The organism is Arthrobacter globiformis NBRC 12137, from assembly GCF_000238915.1.
Taxonomy (GTDB): Bacteria; Actinomycetota; Actinomycetes; order Actinomycetales; family Micrococcaceae; genus Arthrobacter; species Arthrobacter globiformis.
In genome coordinates, this window is the sequence record NZ_BAEG01000091.1 from 1 (window position 1) to 25,211 (window position 25,211).

Genomic DNA, 25,211 nt, shown 5'->3' on the forward strand with positions numbered 1-25,211 from the left:
TCGTAGTGGAGTTCGGCGTAGGTTTCGCCGTCGTCGACGACGACTTCGGGGGTGAGTTCGGTGGTGGCGGTGGCGCGGAGCCAGGCGGCGCAGGCGCCGACTTCGAAGCGGGCGTTGGGGCCGTTGAGGGGTTTGCCCTGCTCGCGGGAGAGGAGTTGGGCGAGTTCTTCGGCGGAGCGTTCGACGGCGTCGGCGGCTTTGAGCAGCGCCGCGGACCGGCCGTCGTGGCCCAGGGCGGCCCATGCCGGCTGGGCAGCGACCGCGGCAGCGACCGCGGCCTCGAGGTCTTCAACGGTGTGGACCGGCGCCTCGCCGACCGCCCCGCCGGTGGCCGGATCGAAGATAGTCCGGGTCTCGCCGGAGCCGGGGGTGATGCTCGCAAGCAGTGAATCGTAGGTTTCCATTGGTGTTCCTTGTGCAGTGGATATGAACGGCTAGTGCTTGTGGTTGTCCTGCGGGTATTCGGTGCTGTTCAGGATGGTGAGGCGGGAGTTGAAAGGCAGGACCACAGGTTCGGCGGCGGGTTCGTCCCAGCCGAACATCCGCCCGATGGAGCGTTGCTCGCGCAGGTCGATGAGGAGGACCGCGTCAACGGTCATCACCTTTTCGGTCCAGAAGAACAGGTAGAGGCCGTCGCCAACGTCGAAGGTGAGGCAGCGGTCGGTGTCTGCGAGTCCGGCCTCGCCGCCGCGGAGGCAGTGCCAGGTGAAGGTGCCGGAGTTGAGGTAGATGTGTTCGTAGGTTTCGACGTCGCTGTAACGGTAATAGATGCGCTTGCCGACCAGTCCGCCGGAGCGGGAATGAAGGGCCGCCGCACCTTCCACGTTTCCGTGGCTGAAGGTGGTGGTGCTGCGTGTCCTGTCACCTTCGACGACGAAAGAGCTGACGGCGGTTGTGACGGCGCCGGTGTTCCGGTCGAGGACGATGGTGACATTTTCTGCTTGGCGGTCTTCGCCTTTGACGAAGTCGATGATGAATATCCCGGGGCGCGCTTCAATCGCTTTGTACCTGGCTGCACCCTGGGTATTGTCGCCCTGGGTTTTGTCGCCGTCTGTAGCCGTCCATGTCAGGGAATGCGCGTCATGGAAGGTGTATGTGGCGGCATGTTCACCGTCGTGGGGGATCTGCAATGCCGTGCCGGTCAGGGCCGGTGAGGCGGGCAGTGTCTGGTTCCCGAATCCGTCGAGCATGGTGGCCACGGACGGCCATTCGTTTTCGGGAACGTAGTCCTGGATATCAGTCGCGGTCATGGTTGTCCTTTGGTTGAGGCTGGTTTTTGCTGAATGGTCTCTTGGGGGGCGGTGCGTCAGACGACTTCGGAGGCGTAGTTGATTGACGGTTTCTGCGTTCCCCGGGCTATTCCTGCGACGAGGACGAGGGGGATGCCGAGGAGGAGCCACCGGGCAATGCCGCCGGCGCCGCCGAGCAGCGCATCGTAGTTGTCCAGGGTCAGGTAGCCGATGACGATGAATGAAACGAAGGACAGGACGGGTGCGATCACGGTCACCCACAGGTTGTCGCGCGTCTTCGTTTTGGCAAAGTAGACGACGATCGCTGCCGATGTCAGGAGAAGGATGCTGATGAAGCCGGCGGTTCCGAGGGCCACGAACCACGCGAAGACAGTGGTGATGGGATCGGCCCCGGAGATCAGGAAGGCGCTGATGATGGCCAGGACGACGACGCCGTTGACCAGCCCTGCGAAGGTGGGGGCGCCGGTCCTGGAGACGGACGCCAGCTTTGCGGGCAGGGTTCCGGCGCGGCCCAGGGCGAAGAGATACCGGGAAAACATGTTGGCCAACCCCAGCATCATGGCGATGAAGCTGGTGACCACGAGGATTTGCATGGAGAGACTGAGCCAGGAGCCGGCACTGCTCTGGGCCAGATCGAAGATCATGCCGGCGGGGTTCCCGGCGGCTTCGGACTGGATCCGGTCGACGCCGATCGCGCCGCTGATGGCCCAGGTTGAAATCATGTAGAAGAAGCCCACAAAGGCGATGACCAGGTATGCAGCGCGGGGAATCGTCTTGCGGGGGTTCACGGCCTCCTCAGCGAACACGACTGTCGCTTCGAAGCTTGTGAAGCAGGCGAAGGCGAACAGCAGTGAGATGCCGAGTCCGGGTCCCACGATGTTGGCGCCGGTGAACCCTTCGAAGGTGAAGATCCCGAACCCTTTTTGGGCGATCAGCGAGACAACAAGAGCAGCAACCACCAGGGTTTCGCCGAGGATCAGAACTCCCAGTACCTTCAGGCTCGCATCTACACCCTTCATGGTCAGGGCGGTGGCCAGGGACAGCACGACGACGATCCAAAAGTACGGCGGGAGCCCCAGGCCCGTCAGGCTCTCGACGAGTTGCTGGGCGAAGACGCCGAACTGGGACCAGAGCCCCACCTGGAGGCTGACGTATGTCAGGATCGCGATGCCTGCACCGCCGGTGGCCCACTTCGTTCCCAGTCCCTTGGCAATGTAGGCGACAAAGCCTCCCGCGTTGGTGATGCTGTGGCTCATCCGAAGATAGCCAACGGAAAAGAGGGCCACGAGAAGGGCCGCGATGACGTAGATAAAGGGGGTTCCTGGGCCGCTGGCCGCGAACAGGACGGGGCTTGCGCCCACAACGGCCGCCATGGGTGCGGCAGCAGCGATGGCAAAGAAGGCCACCGCGACGACCCCCAGCTTGTCGGGCCGCAGGCGGGCAGAAGGGACCGTGGTGTGCTGCAAGGCGGGCATCTGTCCGGTTTGTTGATTCATGGTGTGGCTCTTTCGCCAGGGCATGGACTCATGAGTGTCATGCGGTGTGAGTACGTGTGGATACCGGCTGAAGGCGCACCCCCTCGTGCGCGTCTTCCGGCGGAAGCGAGTGTGATCAGCGGAACGTGAGCCGGATCACGAGTAAAACTCTACAAGTGTTTAGTTTCATGTGTCAAGGGTCTTAGGCGACTGGAACGGCGGGGCTAAAATCGGCTTATGAGTCTGGATTCCCAACGGTTGCCCTACGGGGATGGCCGCGACGCCCTGCTGGCGGCAGTCATTGATGTTGTTGCCGAGAAGGGCCTGCGGGGCGTGACCTACAGGTCTGTTGCCGCCCGGGCAGGTGTGAACCATACGCTGATCACGCATCACTTCGGTTCCATCGAGGGGCTGCTGGCTGCCACCCTTGAATGGGCCGTGCAGCGGTCGATTGACGAAACTGGTCTTGCCCGCGTGGCGGATTTCGATGAGAAGTTCGCCGACGCCCTCCTTGCCTCGGTGTCCGCCGAGCCGGAACTGCAGCTTTTTCAGTTCGAGATGCTTCTCGAGGCGCGGCGAAAGCCGGAGCTGAAAGCCCTGCTGGATCGCCTTTACGACAACTACATCTCAACCGTTGAAAGGGCTCTCCGCGAGCGTTCCCTTGATACGGACGATGAACTTTCCAGGGCAGTCTTTGCTGCGCTCGACGGACTGATGCTCCAGTTCCTCACCTTCGGAAATCCGGGGAAGATCAGGTCCGCCGTCGTCCAGGTTGGCAGGCTCCTTGAGCGTTCGGGCATTGCCGGCGACGCGACCGGTGCCGGTCTCTCGCCGGCCAAGCAGTAACGCCTGCCCGCGGAGTCAGACCCTTCGGTCTCTCCGCGGGCAGGAAAATCAGGCCGTGCGCCCGTTCAGGATGACCCGGGCCGCTTCCAGCCCACTTTCGATGGCGCCGTCGATGAAGCCGCCCCAGCCGTTCGCATAGTCCGAACCCGCGAACAGAAGGGGGCCGTGTGGCTGCTGGAAGCTGCCCAGGGACTCGGTCAGGAAGCCTGTCCGGTGCATTGGCCAGGTTTCACCCGACAGCGGATCGCTGGTCCAGTCGTGGCTGGCGGCGTCCAGTACATCAAGGTCCGGCACCAGCAGATCAATGGCCGGCTGGACCTGCCGGATGTCGGCGGGGTCAAGGCGCCCCGCATCCGGTCCGAAGGCAACGAGGATGGTGTTTCCGTCCTGGTCGTATTCGGCCTGGACGAAGTTCAGCGGCCATTCGGCAGAGCCAAGTGCCACGAACGGCTTAACCTCGCCCTTGACGGTGATCCAGACTTTGATCCCCCGGGAGGCCTGGCCTTCAGATATGCCCTTCCGGGCGGGTGCGGGCAGGGGCGGTTCAAAGGTGATTGCTCCCAGGGCACCGAGCGGCAGAGTGCACACCACGTGCGCTGCCTTGAATTCTTCGCCGTCGGTGGTGGTGACAATGGCTTTGCCGCCGGCACAATTGACCGCCGAAACAGTCCTTCCGAGGCGGACGTCTGTCCCGGCGCCGATGCCGCTGATCAGTTTGCCGGTGCCTCCCTGAATTTTGAAGGTGGCGCAGGCTTCGAAGCTGACCCTCCAGTCGCCGTTGGTCAGTGCAACCCACCGCAGGGCCTGGGTGAGGGCGGCGTCGTCGATCGGGCCGTTGAAATTCAGTGCCCAGAAGGATTCCAGGATGTCGCGGGAGTAATTCGTGATCTCCAGCTCTGCGATCTTCTTGGGCAGCGAAACATGATCGATGACCTTGATATCAGGGTTGGTGAACGGAGCGAATGGCTGGGGAAAATACTCGCGCGATTGTTCAACGAGCTTCCGGTTCGGTGCATCAATTTCGTTCAGCAGCTGATCCGGAGTGCCCTCGTGCCGTGCGCCGCCTGCCCACCAGTAGGCACGCTCCGGGACGGGGCTCTGAACGGTGCCGACTCCGTAGCGCTTCATTTCCGCCCACACGTAGGGCTGGGTCCAATGGACCCAGGTGCCGCCTATTTCCAGCGGGCGGCCAAGCCGGTCGTCCAGCCAGGTGCGGCCGCCGATCCGGTCCCTGGCTTCGAGGACAATCACGGAAAGGCCGGCCTGGCGCAGTTCACGGGCGGCCGTGAGGCCGGCGAAGCCTGCGCCGATAATGACGACGTCGGGCTGCTGGGTTTTGTTGATGGTGTCAGTCACGGTGAGCCTTCTGCTTCGGATCCTGCTGCCGGTCAGGAGTAGACAAAGAATTCGGTGGTGTCTTCGATGACGGTCCAGCGGGTCTGCGCACCCTTGTTGAATGAAGCAGCCGAGCCCGGCGCCAGGTCGAAGCCCTCGCCCCCGTCGACCTCGATGCGCAGGTGGCCTTCGATGATGTGGATGGTTTCGTCAGCCTCGATCAGCAGGTCGAACGGTTCCGGGGCCTCTTCAGTGGTGACGTGCCAGAAGCCGGCGGACAGAGCGGGGCGGTTCCCGTCTCCCGGCCGGCGGACCCACTGGACCTGGCCGAGGATGAATGGCTCGTACTTCTGCGGGTCAAAAGCATCGTGGACGGTGAATTCGACGGCGTTCGCGGACGTGGACATGGGTGCCTCCTCGACGTTGGACAACTCAGCAGTTGCTTAGTTGTGTGGTGCATCACAGCTAAGCATTTGCTGAGGTTTGGAGTCAAGCCCCAGTTTTCGGCAGCTAGAATCGGTGACATGAGCGGGGAGAAACACGGCAGCTACGGCACGGGGCGGGAAGCTTTGCTGGCTGCCACGGTGCATGTGGTGGCGCGCAAGGGTCTGCGGGGCCTGACATTCCGCGCTGTCGCCGAGCGCGCCGGCGTCAACAACACGCTGGTCGTGCATCACTTCGGCAAACGGGATGCCCTCATCGGGGCAGCACTCGAATGGTCCGTGCAGCAATCGATCGGGCTGTCACGGCTGGAAGCGCTGCCTGCCACCGAGGAGGAGTTCTGCCGAAGCATCCTGTCGCTGATCGAAGACAACCCCGACATCCAGATCTTCCAGTACGAAATGATCCTTGAATCGCGGCGGCGCCCGGAACTGGCAGGGCCGGTACAGCACCTTTACGAAAGCTACATTGCGGCGCTGTCCGGCGGCCTGGAGCGGATCGGCTTCGGCGGCCAGGACGGTGCCGCCCAGGCCGCCTTCGCCGCCCTGGACGGCCTGGTCCTGCAGCTCCTGGCGGGCGCCAATACGAAAGGCGTCGAGGCTGCGATCCGCTATCTCTGGGCCGCTTTGGGCGGACACGTCAACACTCCGGCCGTCAGCGCCGGCCGATATGCCCCGCCGCATGGCACTCCCGCGGCATCAGACCCATACTCAATCTAAGGGTGGCCGAACACCAACAGTTGGCGGGGATCATGACTGACACCAGCAGCCGCAGGATTGACCTGCCCCTCATCGATCACCATTGCCATGGTTTGGTCGAGACGGAACTGAGCGACGACGAGTTCCGGAGCCTGGCCACAGAATCCGACTGGCCGGGTCCGGCAGGCACTGACAGCCTTGATTCGCCCTTTGGGCTGGCGGTACGGCGTCTTTGTGCCCCGATCCTCGGACTTGAGCCGCTCGTGCCGATTGATGAATACCTCGCGCAGCGCAGGAACATTGGCGCCGGCGCGGCGAACAGGCTGCTGCTCCGCAGCACCGGAACGACCGAGTTCCTTCTAGACACCGGCATACCGGACGCGCGGCTTCTTGACCCCACCGCCATGGCGGCATGTGCTGGGGCCCGCACCCGCGAAATCGTCCGCATCGAGACAGTCGCGGAGCATCTGGCTTCCGAATCCACGGCAGCCGGCTTCGTTTCAAGACTCCCGGAGGCGCTGGCAGACCGGAGCCGGGAGGCGGTGGGGCTGAAATCCATCATTGCCTACCGTCATGGCTTCGACATCCCCGCCGAACGGCCAACCGGGCGTGAAGCGCTCAAAGCCGCTGACGAATGGTTCCGTGCCGCCACGACGACGGGAACATTCAGGATCACTGACCCGGTCCTGTTGAGGTTCGGGCTTTGGGCGGGGATCGATACAGGACTGCCCATTCAGCTCCACACGGGATACGGCGATGTCGACATTGAGCTTTTCCGGGCTGATCCATCCCGGCTCACTTCACTCTTCCGCGCCACCAGGTCACTGGACATCGTTTTCATGCTGCTCCACTGCTACCCGTTCGTCAGGGAAGCCGGAATCCTCGCCCAGATCTTCCCGCATGTATACCTCGATGTGGGCCTGGTTTCGCATTACCTGGGCCCAGGTTCCGGTACAGCAGTCCGCCAGGCAATGGAAATTGCACCTTTCAGCAAGATTCTCTACTCGTCGGATTCTTACGGACTTGGCGAGCACTACGCCGTCAGCGCGGCTAACTGGCGAACTTCGTTTGCGGCCCTGATGGACGAATGGGTCAGCTCGGGCTGGGCAACCCCGAAAGACGCCGAGAAAATTGCCACGATGGTTGCCTCCGATAACGCCAAACGCGTCTATAAATTGGACGCCTGAAGCCCAAATGCCGGTCGCGTGAACAACGGGAGGAAAGTAGTGACTTCGAATCCAAAGGCAGACATGGATCTCCAGCACGTGCGGGCCCTTGTCATTTCCACCCTGGACAACGCAGGCGTCTCGAGGGTTAAAGTGCTGCCGGGACCCAAGGTCGAGGGTGCTTTCGATAATGGCTGCGGTGTCTCGGTCAGCGTCGGAGTCCTGTTGGCGTCTGACGACCACGTCACCCGGTCATCGGAGATCGACCCCATAGTGGGTGACCTGCGTGGCATGCCGGACCGCACAGCGGTTGCCGTCGTCGACAAGACAAGTGGCCTCGCCTGGGCGCCGGCCGACCTGGTGGATTTGCAGGGTGCGCCTTATCCAACCTGCCAGCGCACAGCACTTAAACGTGTTGCTGCCGAATGGGGAACAGCCGGGCTGGAGGTATCGGTGGGCTTCGAACTGGAGTTCACGGTGTTTAGCGGTACTCGGGACTCGCCTGTTCTGGCGCATGATGGTCCGGGCTATGCTGCGACTGCATTCCTCCAGCTGGAAGCGTGGCATCTGGACGTGCTCACAGCCCTTGTGGAGGCCGGGGTTCCGGTTGAACAAGTTCACCCCGAATATGGCAGGGGCCAGGTGGAGATCGCTCTGGCCCCCAGGAGCCCGGTTCAGGCTGTTGATGACTACCTCCTCACGCGGTTCATTGTCGCCCGGGTTTCACGCCAGCATGGACTGCACGTTTCCTACTCGCCAATCGCGGATTCCACTACTGCGACCAACGGATGCCACATCCATTTCTCCGCGAGGAACGGGGACGGCAACGTTTTCTACGACGCTGCAGCCGGCACGCAGATGAGTCCGGCAGGGGAGAGCATGATCGCCGGCGTGCTCGGGAGGCTGGCTGAAAGCTCAGCATTACTGGGAGGCAGTGCCCTGAGCCTGGCCCGGCTTCAGCCGGCACAGTGGGCGGGCAGTTTCATTTGCTGGGGCACGGGCAACCGCGAGGCTGCTGTCCGCTTCGTGCCGGGCCTCAGGGGCTACGAGGACAAGCAATCGAATGTGGAGGTGAAATGCTGCGACGGCTCCGCGAACCAATACCTTGCCGTGGCTGCCATTCTTGCAGCCGCACTGGAGGGCTTCAGGGGTCAGTTGAAACTGCCGGCAGAGGTCACGGTCGACCCCGGCACGTTGAGCGACGCCGAGAGGGAGCGCCTCGATATCCGTGCCTTTGCGCCTGACATGTTCACAGCCCTTGACGATCTGGAAGGCAGCAGTTTTCTCCGCACAGCATTGGGCCATGAACTGCTGGACGCTTATGTGGCTGTGCGGCGGGGCGAGGCGGAGCGTTTTGCCAAGCTCGACCGTGAGGCTGTGATTGCCGCCCTCCGCTGGCGGTACTAGCCGGCGTTAGTGTGAACCGGCCTGCAGCCTGTGGCACTTGCCGTCGACATTGGACGCCAGCGTGCGGTGCAGGGAGCTAGACGCCGGCTTTGGCCAGGAGAGCATCGAGCACCAGAAAGAAATTGCCGCGGTGGTCGGCGGCCTTCGGGTCGGTCATGTACTGAATGGCCGCTCCGTCGTAGATCATCAGAAAGGTCCGAACCAGCGTTGCGGCGTCTATGAGGCACTTGTCACCGTTGCCCTGGGCGGCAGCAGTGAAGAGGTTTCCCAGCTCCACTTCATAGGCGGGATAGATCTTCCCGGCCAGTGGGCTGGAGGCCGCATTGCGCGTTGCCCACAGAATGAGTTCGATTTCCGCAAGCAGGCTGCCGGGCTCTTCCTCCAAGGCGCGCCAGTAGTTTTCCGCGACTTGTTCCACAGCCTTTCGCAGTCCCAGATGGACCGGGACGTCGCTGGAATAGCGGTTCAGGTTCTTCAACCAGGCCTCTGCGGCGGCGTCCATGAGTTCGCTCTTGTCGCTGAAGCAATAATGGGCCGCGGCCAGGGGTGCGTTGGCCTCCTTGGCGATGGCCCGCATGGTCACATACTGGACACCTTCGCGCCGCATCAGTTCCACGGTCGCGGCAATTAACTGTTCTTTACGATCGGCTGACGATATCCGCATGGCTCACTCTCCCGTCTCCCGGTTCTGGCCCCGTAGGGACATTTTCCTTAAGACTATTGCTTGGACAAAGGTTTCACACCATTGTCCTGAACAATTGACTGGAACGGGTGTCATGTTGAGGAGTGCGTACTGGGAGCCGGCGCTGGCTAAGCGGGGCTGCCTGGCCCCGGGCCGCGTCACTTCTCGGGAGAGTGTTCGCGGTCCGGGGTGCCAGGCCGTGCATAGAGTGTGGCCTCGGCCAGAGACTACCTGGCGGCCACGATGTCCGGGACGGTCGCGCCATTATCAGCGTCCTGGGAAGGTCCGTTGAGGTAGCGCTCCATGGAGTCGTCCATGGCGTTGAGCCAGCGGGTGTGGTGCTTGGTGGCCATGGTGCCGGTCACCACGGAGCGGTGGAGCATGTCCCGGTAACCCAGGATGTCGTCATGCTTGTGGCGCATCCAGTCCTTGAACAACTGGGACACTGCGTCCAGGTCGAACGGCGGGTAGTCGGTGGCGTCGATGAGTTCCCGCAGGTAGTCCGTCTGGAAATCGGCCTCTGCGTCGTGATCAGGCAGGGCGGCCTGGCGCTTGAGCCAGAGCTGGATGTCCGCCTCGCGGTCGGCAAGGGACGGCAGGTCAATCGCTCCGGTCATGACGTCGCGGGCAAACCAGGCCTGCGCGTCGAACATGTTGAAGGTGTAGTACTGGTCTTGAGCACCCAGGTAGAACAGATTGGTGTTCTGCTGCCACACAACGCCCTTGTACAGGTTGCCCGGGTACAGCACATTCGGCGACTTCAGCGACATCTCGCTGGGCAGGAACGGGTACTTGTGCTGATATCCGGTGCAAAGTACGACGGCGTCAAAGTCACCCTGGGTGCCGTCGCTAAAGTGGGCGGTGGGGCCCAGGAAATGGGTGACAAGCGGGCGCTCCACCGTGTTGGCCGGCCAGTGATAGCCCATCGGGGCCGTGCGGTAGCTGAGCGTGATGGATGCGGCGCCCATCTTGTGGGACTGCATGCCGATGTCCTCCGCGGAATAGCTGCTGCCAATCATGAGCAGATTCTTGCCATAAAAGCGCTCGGCTCCGCGGAAGTCGTGCGCGTGCAGGACCTCGCCCGGGAAGGTCTTGATCCCCTTGAATTCGGGGGCGGAAGGAACGTGGAAGTGGCCGGTGGACACCACAAGCTTGTCGAAGACGTGGGTTTCAGTGAGGTTGGTTTTGAGATCCTCAACCGTCACCGTGAATTCCTGCGTTGCTTCGTTGTAGGTGGTGTGGCGGGCAACGGTGTTGAACCTGACGTACTTGCGGACGTCCGACTTTTCCACGCGGCCCTTGATGTAGTCGAAGAGAACCTCGCGGGGCGGGAAGGAAGAGATAGGGCGGCCGAAGTGCTCGTCAAAGGAGTAGTCCGAGAACTCCAGGCACTCCTTGGGACCGTTGGACCATAGGTGGCGATACATGCTGGAATGCACCGGCTCGCCGCTGCCGTCCAGCCCTATCCGCCAGCTGTTATTCCACTGTCCGCCCCAGTCGCTCTGCTTCTCAAAGCACAGGATCTCAGGGATGTCGGCGCCTTTTTGGCGCGCTGATTCAAAGGCCCGCAGTTGTGCCAGGCCGCTGGGCCCCGCACCGATGATTCCGACTCGTAATGTCATGCTTCTCTCCTCTTCCAATGGATCGTGTGGGTCGCTGCTCTGCGACGCCGTGGTTGCGCTGGGCGGGGTGCGCAATGTGCGCGGGGGGAGTCCTTGCTGAGCTGTGCTTACGGTGCTGTGCCTACGGAGCGAAGGAGCGGTGGCCGGTGAAGAACCCCAGGCCGTACTCGGGGGTCTCAAATTTGACCGTGGTGCCCTTGGGGAAGAACAGCACGTCGCGCTCCTTCGCGTGGGTGACTTCGCCCGTCGCCTGGTCGGTGAGGATGAACTCGCCCTTGATGACGACCTTCATCTCGTCGTAGGTGTACGTGTACACCAGCGGCTCGGAAGCCTTCAGCTCGAAGAAGCCGGCGCTCATGACCGACCCCTCAGGGTTATGGAGGGAGTCACCGATTGCGGCGACAGTGCCGGGCTCGTTCATCGGCGGCAGACCGACATATCCGCCTACTACCTTGTGGATGGATCCGGCCTTGGTGAGGGTTCCTACGAGAGTTTCCATGGGTTTCTCCTGTGAGTGGTGTTGTAAGGGATTTCTCTGAAGTGAACAGCGTGGCGCTGACGGGGGTGCTTTGGTACAAAGGGGCGTTGGCGCCAAATGGACTGTGTCGGGATCGAGCCAGAGCCGGGGTTGGGGCTCCGGGGGGACCGTGGTCAACGCGACAATCTCTGTGTCGAGAGGCCCGGCTGGCTCCGCGTCGAGCCTTGCCGGTGTGAAGCAAGTCACGTATTCGTGTTCCAAAACTTTCACATGGACAGCTGTCCGAGTCAAGCGTTCAAGTTGAAGATCTTCCCGGAGCGTCGGGCGTGGCTTTTTTCCTGAGCACTTCGAGATCTTTCGTTCTGAACCATTGACTGGAACAAGCGTCCCTGTCACTGTATTGAAAGCGCCGTGACGCAGATCACGATGACTCAATCTGATTCAGATTCCCAAAAGCAGATCCCCGCACAGCAGATGTCCCTACGTGAGAAACGGGTAAAGACAATGACGACAACCACCCCTCAGCCCCTGACGTCCACCACAGGTGAGGCGATCGATTTCTGGCCTGCGAAGTCGAAGAAGGTCATGAAGGACGAATGGCAGCGATTGCGCTGCAGGTTCATAAACTCCGATCCCGTGGGCCCCTGGGACGAGTTCATCCTCTCGGAGTGGGAGTTGGAGGCGTGTGGCTGGGAAGACTTCCACCCCCATACCGAGACCAACTTCGTGCTGGAAGGCGAACTCCACATCGAGTGCGAGGGCCAGACTGTCATCCTGAGGCCGGGCGATTCGGCACGGGTAAATCCCGGACGGACCGGCCGGTACTGGGCGCCCGTCTACGCGCGCATGGTCACTATTTACGGTCCCAACCGCGACGGTGCGGAGTCACACTCCTTCCGCTACTCCGAAATCTAAGTCTTGGCCGCAGCGCCGCGGTCCGCCATCACTCCAACTCCTTGAACGTGGGTACAACATGAGCACACTTAAAGAGCAGTACGCAGAAGAACTGAACGCCAGACTGGCCGAGTGGCAAGCGGGCAGCCTGGAACCCCCTTTCAGGTTCACCGACATGCGGACCTTGCACGCTGTCACCCTGGCTCTTCCCGTTATCGCCTTGATCCTGGGGTGGTTCCTATGAGCCAGACCACGGACGAAATCTCCACGTCGGGAACTGAAGGATCGCTTCCGCTGCTGAGCCACGAGCGGAACTGGAGCCCCAAGGCCCTGTTCTTCAGTTCTGCCCAGGCTGCCGTGGCAACATGGTGTTTCATCATCGGCGGCTATGTGGCCTTCTATCTGCCGGCGGCGCAGGGATCGGTGGTGATGATCGCGGCCATGCTGGCAGGAATGTTCCTGGTATTCCTGGCCACGGTGCCGATGGCAACGCGGTACGGGCTGGAGGCGGTCCGCTCAACACGGCCCGTTTTCGGAACCCGTGGTTCGCTCTTCACCGTCGCCCTCACCTTTCTCTTCACGATCGGGTGGGGGACCACCCTGATGATTTTCAGCGGAAAGTCCGCTGCGTTGCTGCTGGTTACTCTCGGCGTCGTCAGCGAGGCTAACGAGCCAATCGCCCAGACAGTAAGCAGCCTCACCTGCCTCCTGGTGGTGTGGACGCTGATCAGCCGCGGCCCCGGCATTCTTCGAAGGGTCGGCGTGATCGTTGCCTGCTCGGTCCTTGCTCTCGGGCTCATGGTGATCATCGTGATTGTTGCCAAGGTCGGCTGGGGTGCTCTCCTCGAGGCCAAGCCGAGCGCCGCAAGCGGCAACAAGCTCTTGGACTACACGACGGCCATCGAACTCATGCTCGCCACGGCCCTGTCCTGGTGGCCGTACGTCGGTGGCATGACGCGGTTCTCAAAGAGCACCAAGAAGTCCGTACTGCCTGTAACGCTGGGACTTGGCCTCGCCCTGGCGGTCATCTGCCTGATTGGCCTTTACACCGGGCTGGTCTTTCCGGATTCAGGTGGAGATCCACTGCCCGGGCTGCTGGAAATCGGCGGCGTGTGGCTGGCGTTGCCGGCATTCGCGTTCATCATCGTTGCCAACGTCGGCACGGCGATGGTCGGCACCTACACGGCGGCGCTTTCCCTGAAGCAGCAGCCTGCCATCGACGCCCGCCTTAGCTGGAGAGGCTCCACCACGGTGGCTGGACTGACTATGGCCGTGGTGATCATCTTCCTGGCGGAACCCTTCTACGCCAATTTCGGCACGTTCCTCACCCTCTCGGCAGTTGTCTTCGGCCCGCTGTGCGGGCTTCAAATCGCCGATTACTTCATCATCAGGAAGCAACGTCTGGACTTGGATGGCCTGTATAACGACGGCGCAGGTTCGGCGTACTGGTACTGGAAGGGCCTGAATGTGACGGGCTTCGTCAGCATGGGCGTTGGAATCGTCGTCTACTTCCTCCTCCTTGACCCGGTCACATTTGCCTCCGCTCCCGTGTTTGCCTTCACTACCGCTACGCTGCCGTCAACCCTGGCCACGGTAGTCGTCTATGTGCTCCTGGCACGGCTTCAGCCCAAGGCGTTCGGGCCGGTCGTGCACTAGTCCAAACGATCAGGAATCGAGAAGCCGGGCCGCGGCCTGGATATTAGGGTGAGGAATGCGATGAACCATTACCAGGAGGGCGCATGCCATACACCGTAGACTTCCAGAACGTGTCCACCGTCGGCGTGGAATCGTCCCCAGTAGCGGAACCGCTGGCAGGGCTGCGTGCCAACGAGGCGCGCTATTTCAAGAACAAGTACGACCACGCGTTCACCGTCCGGCCCGCCAGTGAGGCGCCGGAAACGCTCGACTGGGTGAACCGCATCCTCTCCGACGAGCGCAACATCGTCATCTCCGCCCGTCCACTCGAGGTTACTTCCTTCGAAGTGGATGGTTTCCGGATGGCCTATGTGTTCTACGAATCCGGTCTGGCCATCAACGTGATGTACGGCATCGAAGACGGAGCGAAACGGGCAGTGGGTTTCAAGCTCTCGGAAGGCATGGACGTCCCGGAGGAACTGGCAGCAAGCTTCAAGTTCGCACGCCAGAAGTCGAAGCTGGCCGGGGTGATCCGCGGCTCCTACTTCGTGATCAAGGGCGAATACTGAGCAGCCCCGCCAAGGCCACCGGCCGCCGTCGTACTTAACTACCCGGCGGCCGGCGCCTTCGCTGCCTTGGCGGCGGCCTTTGCTGCCTGCTTGCTGGCGCGCACCTTCGTCAGCGACTCGGGGTCCACGATGTCCGCGACCGAGAGGTATGAACCCTCTTCGCCGTAGTGGCCCGCGGCCTCACGCCAGCCCGGCGCCTGGAGCCCGCACTGCTTGCCGAGCAGTGCCAGGAAGATCTTGGCCTTCTGTTCGCCGAATCCCGGCAGTGCCTTCAGCCTGCGTAGCACTTCCTTGCCGTTGGGTTCGTCCCGGGTCCAGATGGCAGTTGCCTCGCCGCCCCACTCGCTCTGCACGGCCTCGGCGAGCGCCTGGACGCGGCCGGCCATGGAGCCGGGGAAGCGGTGTACTGCCGGGCGTTCCTTGAAGACCTCAATGAAGCCTGCCGGGTCATGTTCGGCGACAGCCGCAGGGCTGATGGACCCGATGCGTGTGCGGATCTTTTCGGGTCCGGCGAACGCCGACTCCATGGTCACCTGCTGGTCGAGCAGCATGCCGGTGAGCAGCGCGAAGGCGTCATCGCTGAGCAGTTTGTCGGCGGCTTCGTCGCCGGTGATGTGCAGTTCCATGCGCCCATCCTCCCACTTCCGGCCCGTGTCCCGGGCATCGCGCGGCGATTCCGTGTCAGGATCAGACATGGTCAACCGCCTGATGCTGCTCGACACCGCCTCCCTGTACTTCCGTGCCTTTTACGGCCTGCCCGACACCATCCGCCGCCCCGACGGCACCCCGGTGAACGCCGTCCGCGGCCTGCTCGACATGATCGCGCGGCTCACCACCGACTACGGCGCCACGCATCTTGTGGCCTGCTGGGACGACGACTGGCGTCCGCAGTGGCGGGTCGACCTCATTCCGACCTACAAAGCCCACCGCGTGGCCGAGGTGGTGGCGGGTGCGGCCGACGTGGAGGTGGTGCCGGACGCCCTTGAGACGCAGATCCCCCTGATCCGCCACGTGCTGGACCTCGCCGGCATCGCCGTCGTGGGTGTTCCGGAGCATGAGGCCGACGACGTCGTGGGCACCTACGCCAGCCACGCTGACCTGCCGGTCGACGTGGTGACGGGGGACAGGGACCTCTTCCAGGTGGTCGACGACGCCCGCCAGGTCCGGGTGATCTACACTGCCCGGGGGATGAAGAACCTCGAAGTCATGACCGACGCCGTCGTAGTGGCGAAGTACCGGGTTCTCCCCGCGCAGTACGCCGACTACGCCACCCTCCGGGGCGATGCCTCGGACGGGCTGCCCGGTGTTGCCGGCATCGGCGAGAAGACCGCGGCGGCGCTGCTCCTGGAACACGGCACGCTCGACGGGCTGCTCGCGGCTGCGGCGGACCCTGAAGGCAGAGTGTCGGGCCCGGTGCGGTCCAAGCTCGCTGCGGCCGCGGACTATCTCAACGTCGCGCCCGCGGTCGTCAACGTGGTGCGGAATCTGGAGCTGCCGTCCCTCGATGAAGCGGGCGCGGAACTGCACCCCGTCACGGGTGCGGCGCGGGAAGAACTCGAGCGGCTCTCCACTGAGTGGAACCTCGGCGGCTCCGTCCGCCGGCTGCTGGAGGCGCTGGACCGGCGGACCTAGGTCGACGTCACCTACCCAGCCCGGCTTCAGCCATAAGCTCTGTCAGCCACGGCCGGTGTTCGCGGTGGAAGGTCAGTCCCTCCGGCAGCCCCTGTACGGAAGGTTCGGAACCCGTGATGTTGATGGTGATCCGGCCGCCGCCCATAGGCGCGTTGGTAATGTGCAGGTCGCCGAAGGATTCGGGCAGGACCGGGTCCATCCACATGCCGCCCCGGGAGACGTGCGCGTCGTAGCGCATCAGGCTGGTCACCAGCATGATGGGGGTGGTGGCTGCCCACGCCTGCGGGGAGCACGCCGTCGGATAGGGCACCGGCTCGGTCACCTGGTCCCGGCTGAAGCCGCAGAACAGTTCCGGGAGCCGGCCGTCCGTGTAGTCGGCCGCCTCCAGCAGGGCGGTCGCGATCCGCTGCGCCTCGTCCACGAAGCCGTAACGCAGCAGGCCCGCCGCGATGATGGCATTGTCGTGCGGCCAGACCGACCCGTTGTGGTAGCTCGCCGGATTGTAGGCCCCCATGTCGCTGCCCAGCGTCCGGACGCCCCAGCCGCTGAACATCTCGGGTGACATCAGCCGCTCGGCCACCTGGGGCAACTTGTCCTCATCGATGATGCCGTGCCACAGGCACTGCCCCATGTTGGACGCACATGCGTCAACGGGCCGCTTGTCCCGGTCCAGGGCGACGGCGTAATAGCCGCGGTCCGGCAGCCAGAACTGTTCGTTGAACTTCTTCTTCAGCTGCGCCGCCTCTTCCGTGAGCTGCGCCGCCAACGGTGCGTCGCCGGCGTCGTACGCCATCCACGCCCGGGACATGAACGCAGAGTAGACCAGCGCCTGGACTTCACAGAGTGCGATCGGCGGCTCCGCCAGCGTCCCGTCCGCGAAGTTGATACCGTCCCACGAGTCCTTCCAGCCCTGGTTGATGAGGCCCTGATCGTTGAGCCGCTCATACTCGACGAACCCGTCGCCGTCCTTGTCGCCGTAGTTCCGGATCCAGTCCAGCGCCCGGTCCGCATGCGGCAGCAGTTCGGCAATGGTGTCCCGGCCAAAGCCCCAGCGGCTCACCGACCCGAGCGCCATCACGAACTGCGGCGTGGCGTCGATGCTGCCGTAGTAGGCGTTCTTGCCGCCCAGCGCCAACCCGCTGGAGACACCGAGCCGGACCTCGTGCAGGATCTTCCCCGGCTCCTCCTCGCTCATCGGGTCGACCACTTTGCCCTGCCGGTCGGCCAGCGTCTGCAGCGTGCCCAGGGCCAGGGACGGATCAACCGGCAGCGCCATCTCCGAGGCCCACAGCGAGTCCCGGCCGAACAGCGTCATGAACCACGGCGCACCCGCAGCCACCACGATCCGCTCCGGATGGGCGGGATCCTCGATGCGCAGCGCACCAAGGTCGTCGTAGCTGCGCCGCAGGGTGCGCTCGATAGAGCGGTTGCCCATGTGCAGCTTGGGTATCTTGGTCACCCATTCCTGCCGGCGGCGGTCGCTCGGGGAAAGATCACCGGCTGCCGGGCGGACCAACGACGACGGCGTGACCCCGCCGCCGTTGGCGCCAGGCGCTACGCTCACCCGGGAGCTCCATGCACCGCGCGGCGGGACCACCGTCCGGAAAGTAAGGGAATCGGCGGTGACCTCGGCGCCGGCTGCATCGACGACGACGCTCTTGACGAGGTCCTGCCAGCCGGCACTAATCACCAGGGACTCGCCCTCTGGCCTGCGGGATTCTTCCCAGCGCCGCTGGACACGGGCCTCTTTCACCTCAAAGAGATCCGCGAAGTCCGACTCCACGTTGAGGGAAACGACGCATTCGGTCTCCTTCGCGGAATAGTTCCGGATGGTGATCTCCTCGCGGATTCCTGCACCGACCTCCCGCAGGCGCTCCACGATCAGGGGGCTGTCCGCGTACCCGTCGGAGCGGGGAACCCGGCCAATGAACAGCGCCCGGTAAGGCTCCTTGGTTTCTGCCGTCAGCGCCTCCAGTGGCAGGCCGTTCACGGACAGGTTCCAGCGGGACACGATGCGGGTGTCCTCATGAAAAACCCCGTGCGGGTGCTCCGGATGGATGTCCCCGTTCGCCGAGGAGATACAGAAGGACGAACCTTCCACCAGGGTGACCGTGTCCGACCCCACAGGACCGGCAGCCGTATCAGCGTTCCAGCCAGCAGCCATGCCCGCCTCCTTCGACGGCTCAGCATGAGGCGGCGCTGTGCGGACCGGAGCCGCACTGCCGTTCGCCGCCTACTCCGTTGGGCATGACGCTACGCCCGAACGCCTCCCGATAAAAGGGTCTCTGGCGGCCTCCGGTGAAGACGACGAGAATGGGTTTCGTGCCCCAACTTCGCGCCGGGACGGACAGCGAGGCGATGAACCCGGCGGCCCGCAAGGTGCAGCGCATCTACCTGACGCTGACACTCGGCAATACCCTTGCGGCTTCGTTCATCTGGGGCATCAACACGCTCTTCCTGTTGGACGCCGGGCTCAGCAACCTCGAAGCCTTTGCCGCGAATGCCTTCTTCACCGCCGGCATGGTTCTCTTCGAGGTTCCCACCGGTGTGGTGGCAGACGGCTGGGGGCGCCGCGTTTCCTTCCTGCTCGGCACCGCCACCCTGGCCGTCTCGACACTCCTCTACTACCTGCTGTGGCAGCTTTCCGCGGCGTTCTGGGCGTGGGCAGTCGTATCCGTGCTGCTCGGCCTGGGCTTCACCTTCTTCTCCGGCGCCGTGGAGGCCTGGCTCGTGGACGCGCTGCACTTCTCCGGTTACGACGGCGCGCTGGAAACGGTGCTGGGGCGCGGCCAGATGATCTCCGGCACCGCCATGCTCATCGGGTCGGTCGCGGGCGGCGCCATCGCCCAGGCCACCGACCTCGGCGTGCCGTTCCTGCTGCGCGTGGGCGTGCTGCTGGCCATGTTCGGGGTGGCCCTGTGGCTCATGCACGACGTCGGCTTCACCCCCGAGCACTCGGCGCGTCCCCTTCAGGCGACGCGCGCCGTCCTGGCTGCCTCCATCGAGAACGGCCTGAAGAACCCGCCCGTCCGCTACGTGATGCTGGCCGCCCCATTCACTGCCGGCGTCGGAATCTACGTCTTCTACGCCCTGCAGCCGTTCCTGCTGGAGCTGTTCGGCGACCGCGGCGCCTACGGCATCGCGGGCCTGGCAGCGGCCATCGTGGCCGGGGCCGAGGTCCTCGGCGGCTGGCTGGCGCCGCGCTTCCGGCGCCTGGTCCGCAAACGCACCACGGTGCTGATCCTCAGCGGCGCCGTGAGTGCAGTGATCCTGGTGGCGCTCGGGTTCACCCGTGAGTTCTGGGTGGCCCTGGTACTTCTGGCGGTGTGGGCGCTGGTGGCCGAGGTGGGGACCCCGGTGGGGCAGGCCTACCTCAACGACATGATCGACTCCAGGCAGCGGGCCACGGTGCTCAGCTTCGCCTCGCTCACAGGTTCGAGCGGCGGTGTGGTGGTGCAGCCGTTGCTGGGCCGGGCAGCCGATGTTTACGGCTACTCGGCGTCGCTGGCCGTCAGCGGCGTGATCCAGCTGGCCGCGGTGCCGTTCCTGTACGCCAGCCGCCGCCAGCGCGCCGCTGCCGATGAAGCACACGGCCGTTGAGTGTCCTTCCCCGGCGGAGTAGCGTGACAGTACCGTCAACCCGCATAACACCCACCCGGGAGCGACCATGCCAAACCTGAGAAGCCGAGTAGCCGCCGTCACCACGGCCCTGGCCTTGAGCGTGACGGCGGGGTCCGTCACCACTCCCGCTTTTGCTGACCAGCGGGAGACCAAAAAGACCGCCACGGCCACGGGATACGGCGGCGCCGTCAGCACCGTGGACCCCGAGGCGTCCGCAGCGGCCATCGACATCCTCCGCCGGGGAGGCAACGCGGCGGACGCCGCCGTCGCCGCCGCGGCCACCCTCGGGGTGACCGAGCCGTACAGCGCCGGAGTGGGCGGCGGCGGGTACTTCGTCTTCTACAGCGCACACAGCGGGCATGTGAGCACCATCGACGGCCGTGAAACGGCGCCGGCGGCCATGCCGCACGATGCCTTCATTGATCCGAAGACCGGAAAGCCTTACAACTTCACGCCCGAGCTCGTCACCAGCGGCGTATCGGTGGGCGTGCCCGGCACCCCGGCCACCTGGGAGCGCGCGCTTGAACGGTGGGGGACCAAAGACCTGGATGACGTCCTCGAGCCGGCCATCGACGTCGCGGACCGCGGCTTCGTGGTGGACGGCACCTTCCGCCAGCAGACACTCGACAACAAGCTCCGCTTTGCGGCGTTCACCTCCACCAGCAAGCTCTTTCTGCCCGGCGGTGACGCGCCCGCCGTCGGCAGTATTTTCAGGAACCCGGACCTCGCGGCAACCTACCGGCTGTTGGCGGACAAGGGCACCCGCGCCTTCTACCACGGCGCGCTAGCCAAGGAGATAGCGTCAACCGTCCAAGCCCCGCCGAAGACCAAGACCACCAAGCTGCCCGTCCCGGCCGGCCACCTGACCACAGCGGACCTCGCCAAGTACCGCGCCCTGAACCAGTCGCCCACCCACGTCGAATACCGCGGCCTGGACGTCTACGGCATGGCACCGTCGAGCAGCGGCGGCACCACGGTGGGCGAGGCGCTGAACATCCTTGAGCCGTTCGACCTTTCCGGGATGTCAACGCCCAGCGCCCTGCATCACTACCTCGAAGCCAGCGCGCTCGCCTTTGCGGACCGCGGCAAGTACGTCGGCGACCCCGCCTTCGTCGACGTTCCCACGGACGCCTTGACGGACCCGCTGTTTGGCAAGGAACGCTCCTGCCAAATTGACCCGAAGGTGGCAGCCGCTAAGCCGGTGGCCCCCGGTGACGTGGCAAATTACGACGGCGCCTGCCCGGCCGCCGCGGCAGCCCCCGCCAGCGAAAAGGACACCGAGAACATCTCCACCACCAACCTGACCGTTGCGGACAAGTGGGGCAACGTCGTCGAATACACCCTCACCATCGAACAGACCGGTGGATCGGGCATTGTGGTTCCCGGCCGCGGATTCCTGCTGAACAACGAGCTGACCGACTTCTCCACGGTGTACGACCCGAAGGACCCGAACCGGATTGAGCCCGGCAAGCGGCCGCGGTCCTCGATGTCCCCGACCATCATCCTCGAAGACGGCGACCCCTTCCTCGCCCTCGGCTCGCCCGGCGGCTCGACGATCATCACCACCGTCCTGCAGTCAATTCTGAACAGGGTGGACCTGGGGATGAACATCTCCGACGCCATCGCCGCTCCGCGGGCAGCGCAGCGGAACGCGGCCAAGGTCACGGCCGAGCCGGAATTCATCGCGGCTTACGGAAAGCGGCTGATGCCCTTCGGCCACGAGTTCACCCCCTCGGGTGACGCGTTCACCTCGGCGGCCGAGATCGGCGCGGCCACCGCCATCGAGTTCAAGGCCGGCGGACGCATGGTTGCCGCGGCCGAGCCGGCAAGGCGCGGTGGGGGTTCCGCCATGGTGGTCAAACCCTCGCGGTGAGACCCGCCGTCGTACTTTGGAAAGCCAGCCGTCACGGAAGGCGAACCGCTACGGAATGCCGTCGGCCGGTCCCGGCAGCAGCTGCCGGTTCCTGATCTGCGAAGGTCCGAACTCCACCGTAAGCGGACGGATTTCCCAGGAGCCGCTGCGTTCCCGTGGACGGCCTTCCCATGAGGGGCCCTGCGACTTTGGCTTGCCCACAGCAACGTGGGGGCGCCACCGCGGATATCTGAAGCCCAGGGCGCGGGAGCTGAGGATGAAGTCATCGGGGTTGTCCACTAGCAGGTCATCCAGCAACTCATGGAGGGCCTGGACGAGCCCGACCTGAAAGTCCCGCACGCCCTGGGGTACTTCCACCTCGAGCCCGGACACCCTGCCGCCGCCCAGCAGGACCAGCCGCTCCGCTGTCCCGGTGAAACCCTCCAGCACGGGCAGTGCGCGCAGCCAGCCGGCGGTCTTGACGGCGGCCGCGGCCGGGTCAGTGGCGCCCTTGGTCCAGTCGGCAACGTCGGCGGCGAAGTCCTCCAGGATGCCGATGTGGAGCAGGGTCATGTGAAGGCCCTGCGGCCTGCGCAGCCCGTCCGCGTAGGCAGCGAGCTGTTCGTAGTCAGCGGGTTTGGCGCCGACGCTGAGGACGGGAACCTCCACCGTGATGCGCGGAAGCCTCAGCATCCGGACCTCCTTTGCCCTGGCCGCCGTCGGAATTCTTGCCTCTCGGTCATGCAATTATGCGCCACATAGGGTGCCCCAAGGTTTTCCCAACCTCCGGAGCCGATCATGGCCCGGGGTGCAAGCTGGATGGCTACGGAGACTAAACCGAACAACAGTGAGGACATGCCATGGGCGAGCTACGGAAACTCGGCACGATCGGAAGCCTTGGGCTGCTGCTGTCGGGCAGCCTGATTTTCGGTTCATCACAGGCCGCACTGGCGGCTACCTGCCGTCCCGGAACGGCAGTCCCGGTGAGCAACCTCGGGGGCAAGGTGCTGACCTCCGCAACTTTTGAGGGCAATACGATCGCGCCGTTCGTGGCCACCCGGTCAGGCAACGGAATTGTGGCCGTGGCCAGCCCCAGGGCCCATACCGGCACGTGTTCGGTCCGGTTGCGGGCGACCGATACCGTCGGGTCCGTGGCGAACATGGGGTACGGCCTCGAGGCCGGCACGAAGAGGGCCAGCGCCGACGCCTGGGTCAACATCGTGTCGGGCGGACTCCGTGGGAACAACGTTCCCTACGTGCGGTTCTTCTCCGGCGGCACGCGCATCGCCGACGTCTTCCGCGACAATGCCACGGGCACGCCCTGGCTGCGGACCACCAACCCCAACGGGACGTTCTCCTACACCAAGCTCCTGGCCCGGAACATGACCCTGAATACCTGGCACCATGTGCAGATGCAGGTCAGGGCCGAAGGCGACAAGTCCTCCATTGAGATCTGGCTCGACGGCGCCCGGGTGTACTCCAATAACCGGCTTGTCCTCGGAGCCACGAGCCTGAGCAAGGTTCAGTTCGGAGCCGAGCACCCACGCCAGATGGGCGACAGCTACATCGACGACGTCGTGGTCCGGAGGTAGCGGGATTCCCAAGCTCCTGCACGGCCTGCTTTCCTAGGCCGTGCAGGTCAGGACGTGGGCTTTGCGTTTTCTCTAAGTGCCCAAGTAGGTGGCAGATCAGGGCGTTCTGAGCGCTGGGTACGCCCTGATGTGCTACCGGGTTTTCCTTCTCAAGGAGTCTAAAAAATCTTTTCGGTCCGGTCCGTATGTTGTGCATTTTCGACCCTTTATTGTCATAGCCCCCTGTCATGCTGTGGGTATGGATGCGAAGGCAGCGGTGCAGACGGTGAAGGGCATCGGGTCCTCTGTTGCTGTGCTGGCTGTTTTTGTCCATGAGGCGGCCGGCGCCGTGGCGGGTTCCGTGTCGGTGACCGGTTCTGGGGGTTTGACCGTTGCTGATCCGTTGCGGGATGAGGCGGATGCGTGGCTGGATGTGCTGGCCGGGACGGCCAGGCTAGAGGCCCGGGTGGCTGCGTTGAAGGTCCAGGCCGCGGCTGGTTTCGCTGCTGCCGCGGCGGCTTGGGCGGCTCCTGATGCGTCTGTCTCGGAGCGGGACGCGCTGGAGATGTCGGTGACCGCCGAGGTCGCGTGCGCGCTGACCGTGAGCGAAGGAGCGGCGGCACGCTTTCTAGAAGAGTCCGCCAGGCTGAGCACGGATCTGCCGCTGACCCTTGCCGCGCTCGGAGCGGGAACGCTGTCGTGGCAGCACGGGCGGATCATGTGTGACGAGACCGAGGGTCTGTCGCCGGAAGCGGCGGCGGCGCTTGAGGCGCATTTCCTGGACCCGGACGCACCAAACCCGGCACGGGGTTGCGCGGCGGGGGAGCTGACCCCGGCAAGGTTCCGGGCCAAGGCCCGGTATTGGCGGGAACGGCACCATCCGGTCAGCATTGAAAAACGGCACCACAAGTGTGTGACGGACCGGCGGCTGGAGTATGCCCCGGACCGGGACGGCATGGCGTGGCTGTCGGCCTATCTGCCGGCGGATCAGGCGGCCGGGATTTGGGACCGCGCCACCGCCGCCGCCCGCGCCCTGCAGGGGCCAACCGAGCCCCGAACCCTGACCCAGCTCCGCGTCGATGCCTTCGCCAGCTGGTTGCTCGGTCCGGCACCGGGAGTGGGCGGCGCGGCTGGAGACCGGGTCGCTGGAACCTTCCCTGAGGACGCTGCGCTGCGCGGTAAGCCTCTTTCCACAGTCCCCCCGCCTGCCGATATCCGGCCCGCAGGATTCGAGCCAGCCGGTGCCGCAGGTGCTGTGCTGACCGGGGCGGCAGACGCTGTTTCGGGTGCTCCTGGTTTGGCCGGTGATGTGCCGTCTCCGCGGGCGCAGGTCCTGGTCACAGTTCCGGTGTTCTCGCTGCTCGGACAGACGCAGGAACCGGCGGTGCTGGACGGGTACGGGCCGATCCCGCCGTCCATGGCCCGCCGGCTCGTCGCCGACGGCGGCACGTCCTTCCTGCGGGTCCTGACCGACCCTCGGGACGGGGCACCGCTGGAGATCGGACACACCAGCTACCGATTGACGAAGCCGATGCGCCACTGGCTCCGCCTCCGAGACGCACATTGCACGTTCCCCAACTGCAACAACCACTCCCTGGACAACGACGCCGACCACATCCTGGCCTGGGCCAACGGCGGGACCACCGGGATCACCAACCTTGGCCAGCCCTGCCCCAAACACCACAGACTCAAACACACGTCGGCGTGGAGACCGGTCGGCGCCACCCGTGAGAGCCCGCCCGGCTGGATCTCACCGTCAGGCCGCTGTTACGCCAGCGAACAGCAGGACTGGGAACCACCGCACTGGCCGGAACCGCCGCCCGGCCAGGAATGGCAGGGGCTGCCGGACTGGTTTGACCAGGGTCCCGAACCTCCGGAACCTCCCGACGACCGGGACGGAGTTGGGAGCCAGATGGCTTTCGACGGCGTTGAACCACCGCTGCCAGTGGATCCATGGCCATACTGGTCGTCCTCCACAGCAGCCTAGGAAGACGTCTGCCCCGAAAGTTCGTCCGCCGTCAGGCATGCCCGGTCCAA

General features: G+C 64.4%; 23 protein-coding genes. 12 read left to right on the forward strand and 11 right to left on the reverse strand.

Going from position 1 to position 25,211, the window contains the following annotated elements; all coding sequences use genetic code 11:
• The 3 genes from ARGLB_RS18395 to ARGLB_RS18405 all read right to left on the reverse strand — a co-directional run.
• A partial coding sequence (locus ARGLB_RS18395; protein WP_003805402.1) for an aldehyde dehydrogenase family protein occupies window positions 1-404 on the reverse strand: 404 nt, incomplete at its 3' end.
• A 30-nt stretch (window positions 405-434) separates the two neighbouring features.
• The gene (locus tag ARGLB_RS18400) at window positions 435-1,250 is read right to left on the reverse strand and encodes a MoaF C-terminal domain-containing protein (protein WP_003805404.1); all 816 of its coding nucleotides are present in this window, start codon (window positions 1,248-1,250) and stop codon (window positions 435-437) included.
• 56 nt (window positions 1,251-1,306) lie between these two features.
• The gene (locus tag ARGLB_RS18405; RefSeq protein WP_003805406.1) at window positions 1,307-2,746 is read right to left on the reverse strand and encodes an APC family permease; all 1,440 of its coding nucleotides are present in this window, start codon (window positions 2,744-2,746) and stop codon (window positions 1,307-1,309) included.
• Window positions 2,747-2,962: 216 nt separating this feature from the next.
• Between ARGLB_RS18405 and ARGLB_RS18410 the strand changes: the two genes are divergently transcribed.
• On the forward strand, window positions 2,963-3,571 hold the full coding sequence (locus ARGLB_RS18410; protein WP_003805409.1) for a TetR/AcrR family transcriptional regulator: 609 nt from the start codon (window positions 2,963-2,965) through the stop codon (window positions 3,569-3,571).
• 48 nt (window positions 3,572-3,619) lie between these two features.
• Here the strand turns inward: ARGLB_RS18410 and ARGLB_RS18415 are convergent, their stop codons facing one another.
• Both ARGLB_RS18415 and ARGLB_RS18420 read right to left on the reverse strand, forming a co-directional pair.
• On the reverse strand, window positions 3,620-4,927 hold the full coding sequence (locus ARGLB_RS18415; protein WP_003805411.1) for a flavin monoamine oxidase family protein: 1,308 nt from the start codon (window positions 4,925-4,927) through the stop codon (window positions 3,620-3,622).
• A gap of 32 nt (window positions 4,928-4,959) precedes the next feature.
• Entirely contained in the window at window positions 4,960-5,313 is a 354-nt protein-coding gene (locus ARGLB_RS18420) for a cupin domain-containing protein (RefSeq protein WP_003805412.1), read from the reverse strand.
• 117 nt (window positions 5,314-5,430) lie between these two features.
• Between ARGLB_RS18420 and ARGLB_RS18425 the strand changes: the two genes are divergently transcribed.
• The 3 genes from ARGLB_RS18425 to ARGLB_RS18435 all read left to right on the forward strand — a co-directional run bounded on the left by ARGLB_RS18425 (window position 5,431) and on the right by ARGLB_RS18435 (window position 8,618).
• The gene (locus ARGLB_RS18425) at window positions 5,431-6,066 is read left to right on the forward strand and encodes a TetR/AcrR family transcriptional regulator (RefSeq protein ID WP_050934415.1); all 636 of its coding nucleotides are present in this window, start codon (window positions 5,431-5,433) and stop codon (window positions 6,064-6,066) included.
• 32 nt (window positions 6,067-6,098) lie between these two features.
• Window positions 6,099-7,232, forward strand: coding sequence for an amidohydrolase family protein (locus tag ARGLB_RS18430; RefSeq protein ID WP_043419796.1), 1,134 nt, complete (start codon window positions 6,099-6,101; stop codon window positions 7,230-7,232).
• A gap of 63 nt (window positions 7,233-7,295) precedes the next feature.
• Window positions 7,296-8,618, forward strand: coding sequence for a type I glutamate--ammonia ligase (locus ARGLB_RS18435; RefSeq protein ID WP_003805419.1), 1,323 nt, complete (start codon window positions 7,296-7,298; stop codon window positions 8,616-8,618).
• Window positions 8,619-8,694: 76 nt separating this feature from the next.
• Here the strand turns inward: ARGLB_RS18435 and ARGLB_RS18440 are convergent, their stop codons facing one another.
• The 3 genes from ARGLB_RS18440 to ARGLB_RS18450 all read right to left on the reverse strand — a co-directional run bounded on the left by ARGLB_RS18440 (window position 8,695) and on the right by ARGLB_RS18450 (window position 11,421).
• Entirely contained in the window at window positions 8,695-9,282 is a 588-nt protein-coding gene (locus ARGLB_RS18440) for a TetR/AcrR family transcriptional regulator (protein ID WP_003805421.1), read from the reverse strand.
• Between the two features lie 245 nt (window positions 9,283-9,527).
• Window positions 9,528-10,922 carry a trimethylamine monooxygenase gene (locus ARGLB_RS18445; RefSeq protein ID WP_003805422.1) on the reverse strand — a complete coding sequence of 465 codons (1,395 nt, stop codon included), beginning with the start codon at window positions 10,920-10,922 and terminating at the stop codon, window positions 9,528-9,530.
• A gap of 121 nt (window positions 10,923-11,043) precedes the next feature.
• Window positions 11,044-11,421 (reverse strand): cupin domain-containing protein, encoded by a 378-nt coding sequence (locus ARGLB_RS18450; RefSeq protein WP_003805424.1) that lies wholly within the window; start codon window positions 11,419-11,421, stop codon window positions 11,044-11,046.
• 483 nt (window positions 11,422-11,904) lie between these two features.
• Between ARGLB_RS18450 and ARGLB_RS18455 the strand changes: the two genes are divergently transcribed.
• The 3 genes from ARGLB_RS18455 to ARGLB_RS18465 all read left to right on the forward strand — a co-directional run bounded on the left by ARGLB_RS18455 (window position 11,905) and on the right by ARGLB_RS18465 (window position 14,498).
• Window positions 11,905-12,315: a cupin domain-containing protein gene (locus ARGLB_RS18455; protein ID WP_245531570.1), complete on the forward strand. Its 411-nt coding sequence runs from the start codon at window positions 11,905-11,907 to the stop codon at window positions 12,313-12,315.
• Window positions 12,316-12,534: 219 nt separating this feature from the next.
• Window positions 12,535-13,950, forward strand: coding sequence for a purine-cytosine permease family protein (locus ARGLB_RS18460; RefSeq protein ID WP_003805430.1), 1,416 nt, complete (start codon window positions 12,535-12,537; stop codon window positions 13,948-13,950).
• A gap of 83 nt (window positions 13,951-14,033) precedes the next feature.
• Window positions 14,034-14,498, forward strand: a complete 465-nt coding sequence (locus ARGLB_RS18465; RefSeq protein ID WP_003805433.1) for a DUF8821 family protein — start codon at window positions 14,034-14,036, stop codon at window positions 14,496-14,498.
• Window positions 14,499-14,536: 38 nt separating this feature from the next.
• On the opposite strand, the gene ARGLB_RS18470 is transcribed toward ARGLB_RS18465, so the two are convergent.
• Complete coding sequence (locus tag ARGLB_RS18470; RefSeq protein ID WP_003805435.1) at window positions 14,537-15,124, reverse strand: HhH-GPD-type base excision DNA repair protein; 588 nt, start codon at window positions 15,122-15,124, stop codon at window positions 14,537-14,539.
• Between the two features lie 67 nt (window positions 15,125-15,191).
• Here ARGLB_RS18470 and ARGLB_RS18475 point away from each other — a divergent pair, with 67 nt between their 5' ends.
• Window positions 15,192-16,130 (forward strand): 5'-3' exonuclease, encoded by a 939-nt coding sequence (locus ARGLB_RS18475; RefSeq protein ID WP_003805437.1) that lies wholly within the window; start codon window positions 15,192-15,194, stop codon window positions 16,128-16,130.
• A gap of 7 nt (window positions 16,131-16,137) precedes the next feature.
• On the opposite strand, the gene ARGLB_RS18480 is transcribed toward ARGLB_RS18475, so the two are convergent.
• Entirely contained in the window at window positions 16,138-18,294 is a 2,157-nt protein-coding gene (locus ARGLB_RS18480) for an amylo-alpha-1,6-glucosidase (RefSeq protein WP_003805439.1), read from the reverse strand.
• A gap of 194 nt (window positions 18,295-18,488) precedes the next feature.
• On the opposite strand from ARGLB_RS18480, the gene ARGLB_RS18485 reads away from it, so the two are divergent.
• Both ARGLB_RS18485 and ggt read left to right on the forward strand, forming a co-directional pair.
• Entirely contained in the window at window positions 18,489-19,730 is a 1,242-nt protein-coding gene (locus ARGLB_RS18485; RefSeq protein ID WP_083839699.1) for an MFS transporter, read from the forward strand.
• 67 nt (window positions 19,731-19,797) lie between these two features.
• On the forward strand, window positions 19,798-21,624 hold the full coding sequence (gene ggt / locus ARGLB_RS18490; protein ID WP_003805443.1) for a gamma-glutamyltransferase: 1,827 nt from the start codon (window positions 19,798-19,800) through the stop codon (window positions 21,622-21,624).
• A gap of 48 nt (window positions 21,625-21,672) precedes the next feature.
• Here the strand turns inward: ggt and ARGLB_RS18495 are convergent, their stop codons facing one another.
• A complete protein-coding gene (locus ARGLB_RS18495) occupies window positions 21,673-22,296 on the reverse strand; it encodes a hypothetical protein (protein ID WP_003805445.1) in 624 nt (207 codons plus the stop codon).
• Window positions 22,297-22,463: 167 nt separating this feature from the next.
• Between ARGLB_RS18495 and ARGLB_RS18500 the strand changes: the two genes are divergently transcribed.
• Together ARGLB_RS18500 and ARGLB_RS18505 are read left to right on the forward strand one after the other, a co-directional pair.
• Window positions 22,464-23,195, forward strand: a complete 732-nt coding sequence (locus tag ARGLB_RS18500) for a hypothetical protein (RefSeq protein WP_003805447.1) — start codon at window positions 22,464-22,466, stop codon at window positions 23,193-23,195.
• Between the two features lie 238 nt (window positions 23,196-23,433).
• Complete coding sequence (locus ARGLB_RS18505; RefSeq protein ID WP_043419770.1) at window positions 23,434-25,161, forward strand: HNH endonuclease signature motif containing protein; 1,728 nt, start codon at window positions 23,434-23,436, stop codon at window positions 25,159-25,161.
• The last annotated feature ends 50 nt before the right edge of the window (window positions 25,162-25,211 follow it).

Excerpts from the sequence above, each read along its gene's own strand:
- ARGLB_RS18500 (WP_003805447.1), top strand. The coding sequence starts at position 22,464 with ATGGGCGAGCTACGGAAACTCGGCACGATCGGAAGCCTTGGGCTGCTG.
- ARGLB_RS18475 (WP_003805437.1), top strand. The coding sequence starts at position 15,192 with ATGGTCAACCGCCTGATGCTGCTCGACACCGCCTCCCTGTACTTCCGT.
- ARGLB_RS18420 (WP_003805412.1), bottom strand. The coding sequence starts at position 5,313 with ATGTCCACGTCCGCGAACGCCGTCGAATTCACCGTCCACGATGCTTTT.
- ARGLB_RS18410 (WP_003805409.1), top strand. The coding sequence starts at position 2,963 with ATGAGTCTGGATTCCCAACGGTTGCCCTACGGGGATGGCCGCGACGCC.
- ARGLB_RS18430 (WP_043419796.1), top strand. The coding sequence starts at position 6,099 with ATGACTGACACCAGCAGCCGCAGGATTGACCTGCCCCTCATCGATCAC.
- ARGLB_RS18450 (WP_003805424.1), bottom strand. The coding sequence starts at position 11,421 with ATGGAAACTCTCGTAGGAACCCTCACCAAGGCCGGATCCATCCACAAG.
- ARGLB_RS18495 (WP_003805445.1), bottom strand. The coding sequence starts at position 22,296 with ATGCTGAGGCTTCCGCGCATCACGGTGGAGGTTCCCGTCCTCAGCGTC.
- ARGLB_RS18480 (WP_003805439.1), bottom strand. The coding sequence starts at position 18,294 with ATGGCTGCTGGCTGGAACGCTGATACGGCTGCCGGTCCTGTGGGGTCG.
- ARGLB_RS18455 (WP_245531570.1), top strand. The coding sequence starts at position 11,905 with ATGACGACAACCACCCCTCAGCCCCTGACGTCCACCACAGGTGAGGCG.
- ARGLB_RS18465 (WP_003805433.1), top strand. The coding sequence starts at position 14,034 with ATGCCATACACCGTAGACTTCCAGAACGTGTCCACCGTCGGCGTGGAA.
- ARGLB_RS18470 (WP_003805435.1), bottom strand. The coding sequence starts at position 15,124 with ATGGAACTGCACATCACCGGCGACGAAGCCGCCGACAAACTGCTCAGC.
- ggt (WP_003805443.1), top strand. The coding sequence starts at position 19,798 with ATGCCAAACCTGAGAAGCCGAGTAGCCGCCGTCACCACGGCCCTGGCC.
- ARGLB_RS18445 (WP_003805422.1), bottom strand. The coding sequence starts at position 10,922 with ATGACATTACGAGTCGGAATCATCGGTGCGGGGCCCAGCGGCCTGGCA.
- ARGLB_RS18440 (WP_003805421.1), bottom strand. The coding sequence starts at position 9,282 with ATGCGGATATCGTCAGCCGATCGTAAAGAACAGTTAATTGCCGCGACC.
- ARGLB_RS18485 (WP_083839699.1), top strand. The coding sequence starts at position 18,489 with ATGAACCCGGCGGCCCGCAAGGTGCAGCGCATCTACCTGACGCTGACA.
- ARGLB_RS18460 (WP_003805430.1), top strand. The coding sequence starts at position 12,535 with ATGAGCCAGACCACGGACGAAATCTCCACGTCGGGAACTGAAGGATCG.
- ARGLB_RS18405 (WP_003805406.1), bottom strand. The coding sequence starts at position 2,746 with ATGAATCAACAAACCGGACAGATGCCCGCCTTGCAGCACACCACGGTC.
- ARGLB_RS18425 (WP_050934415.1), top strand. The coding sequence starts at position 5,431 with ATGAGCGGGGAGAAACACGGCAGCTACGGCACGGGGCGGGAAGCTTTG.
- ARGLB_RS18435 (WP_003805419.1), top strand. The coding sequence starts at position 7,296 with ATGGATCTCCAGCACGTGCGGGCCCTTGTCATTTCCACCCTGGACAAC.
- ARGLB_RS18505 (WP_043419770.1), top strand. The coding sequence starts at position 23,434 with ATGGATGCGAAGGCAGCGGTGCAGACGGTGAAGGGCATCGGGTCCTCT.
- ARGLB_RS18400 (WP_003805404.1), bottom strand. The coding sequence starts at position 1,250 with ATGACCGCGACTGATATCCAGGACTACGTTCCCGAAAACGAATGGCCG.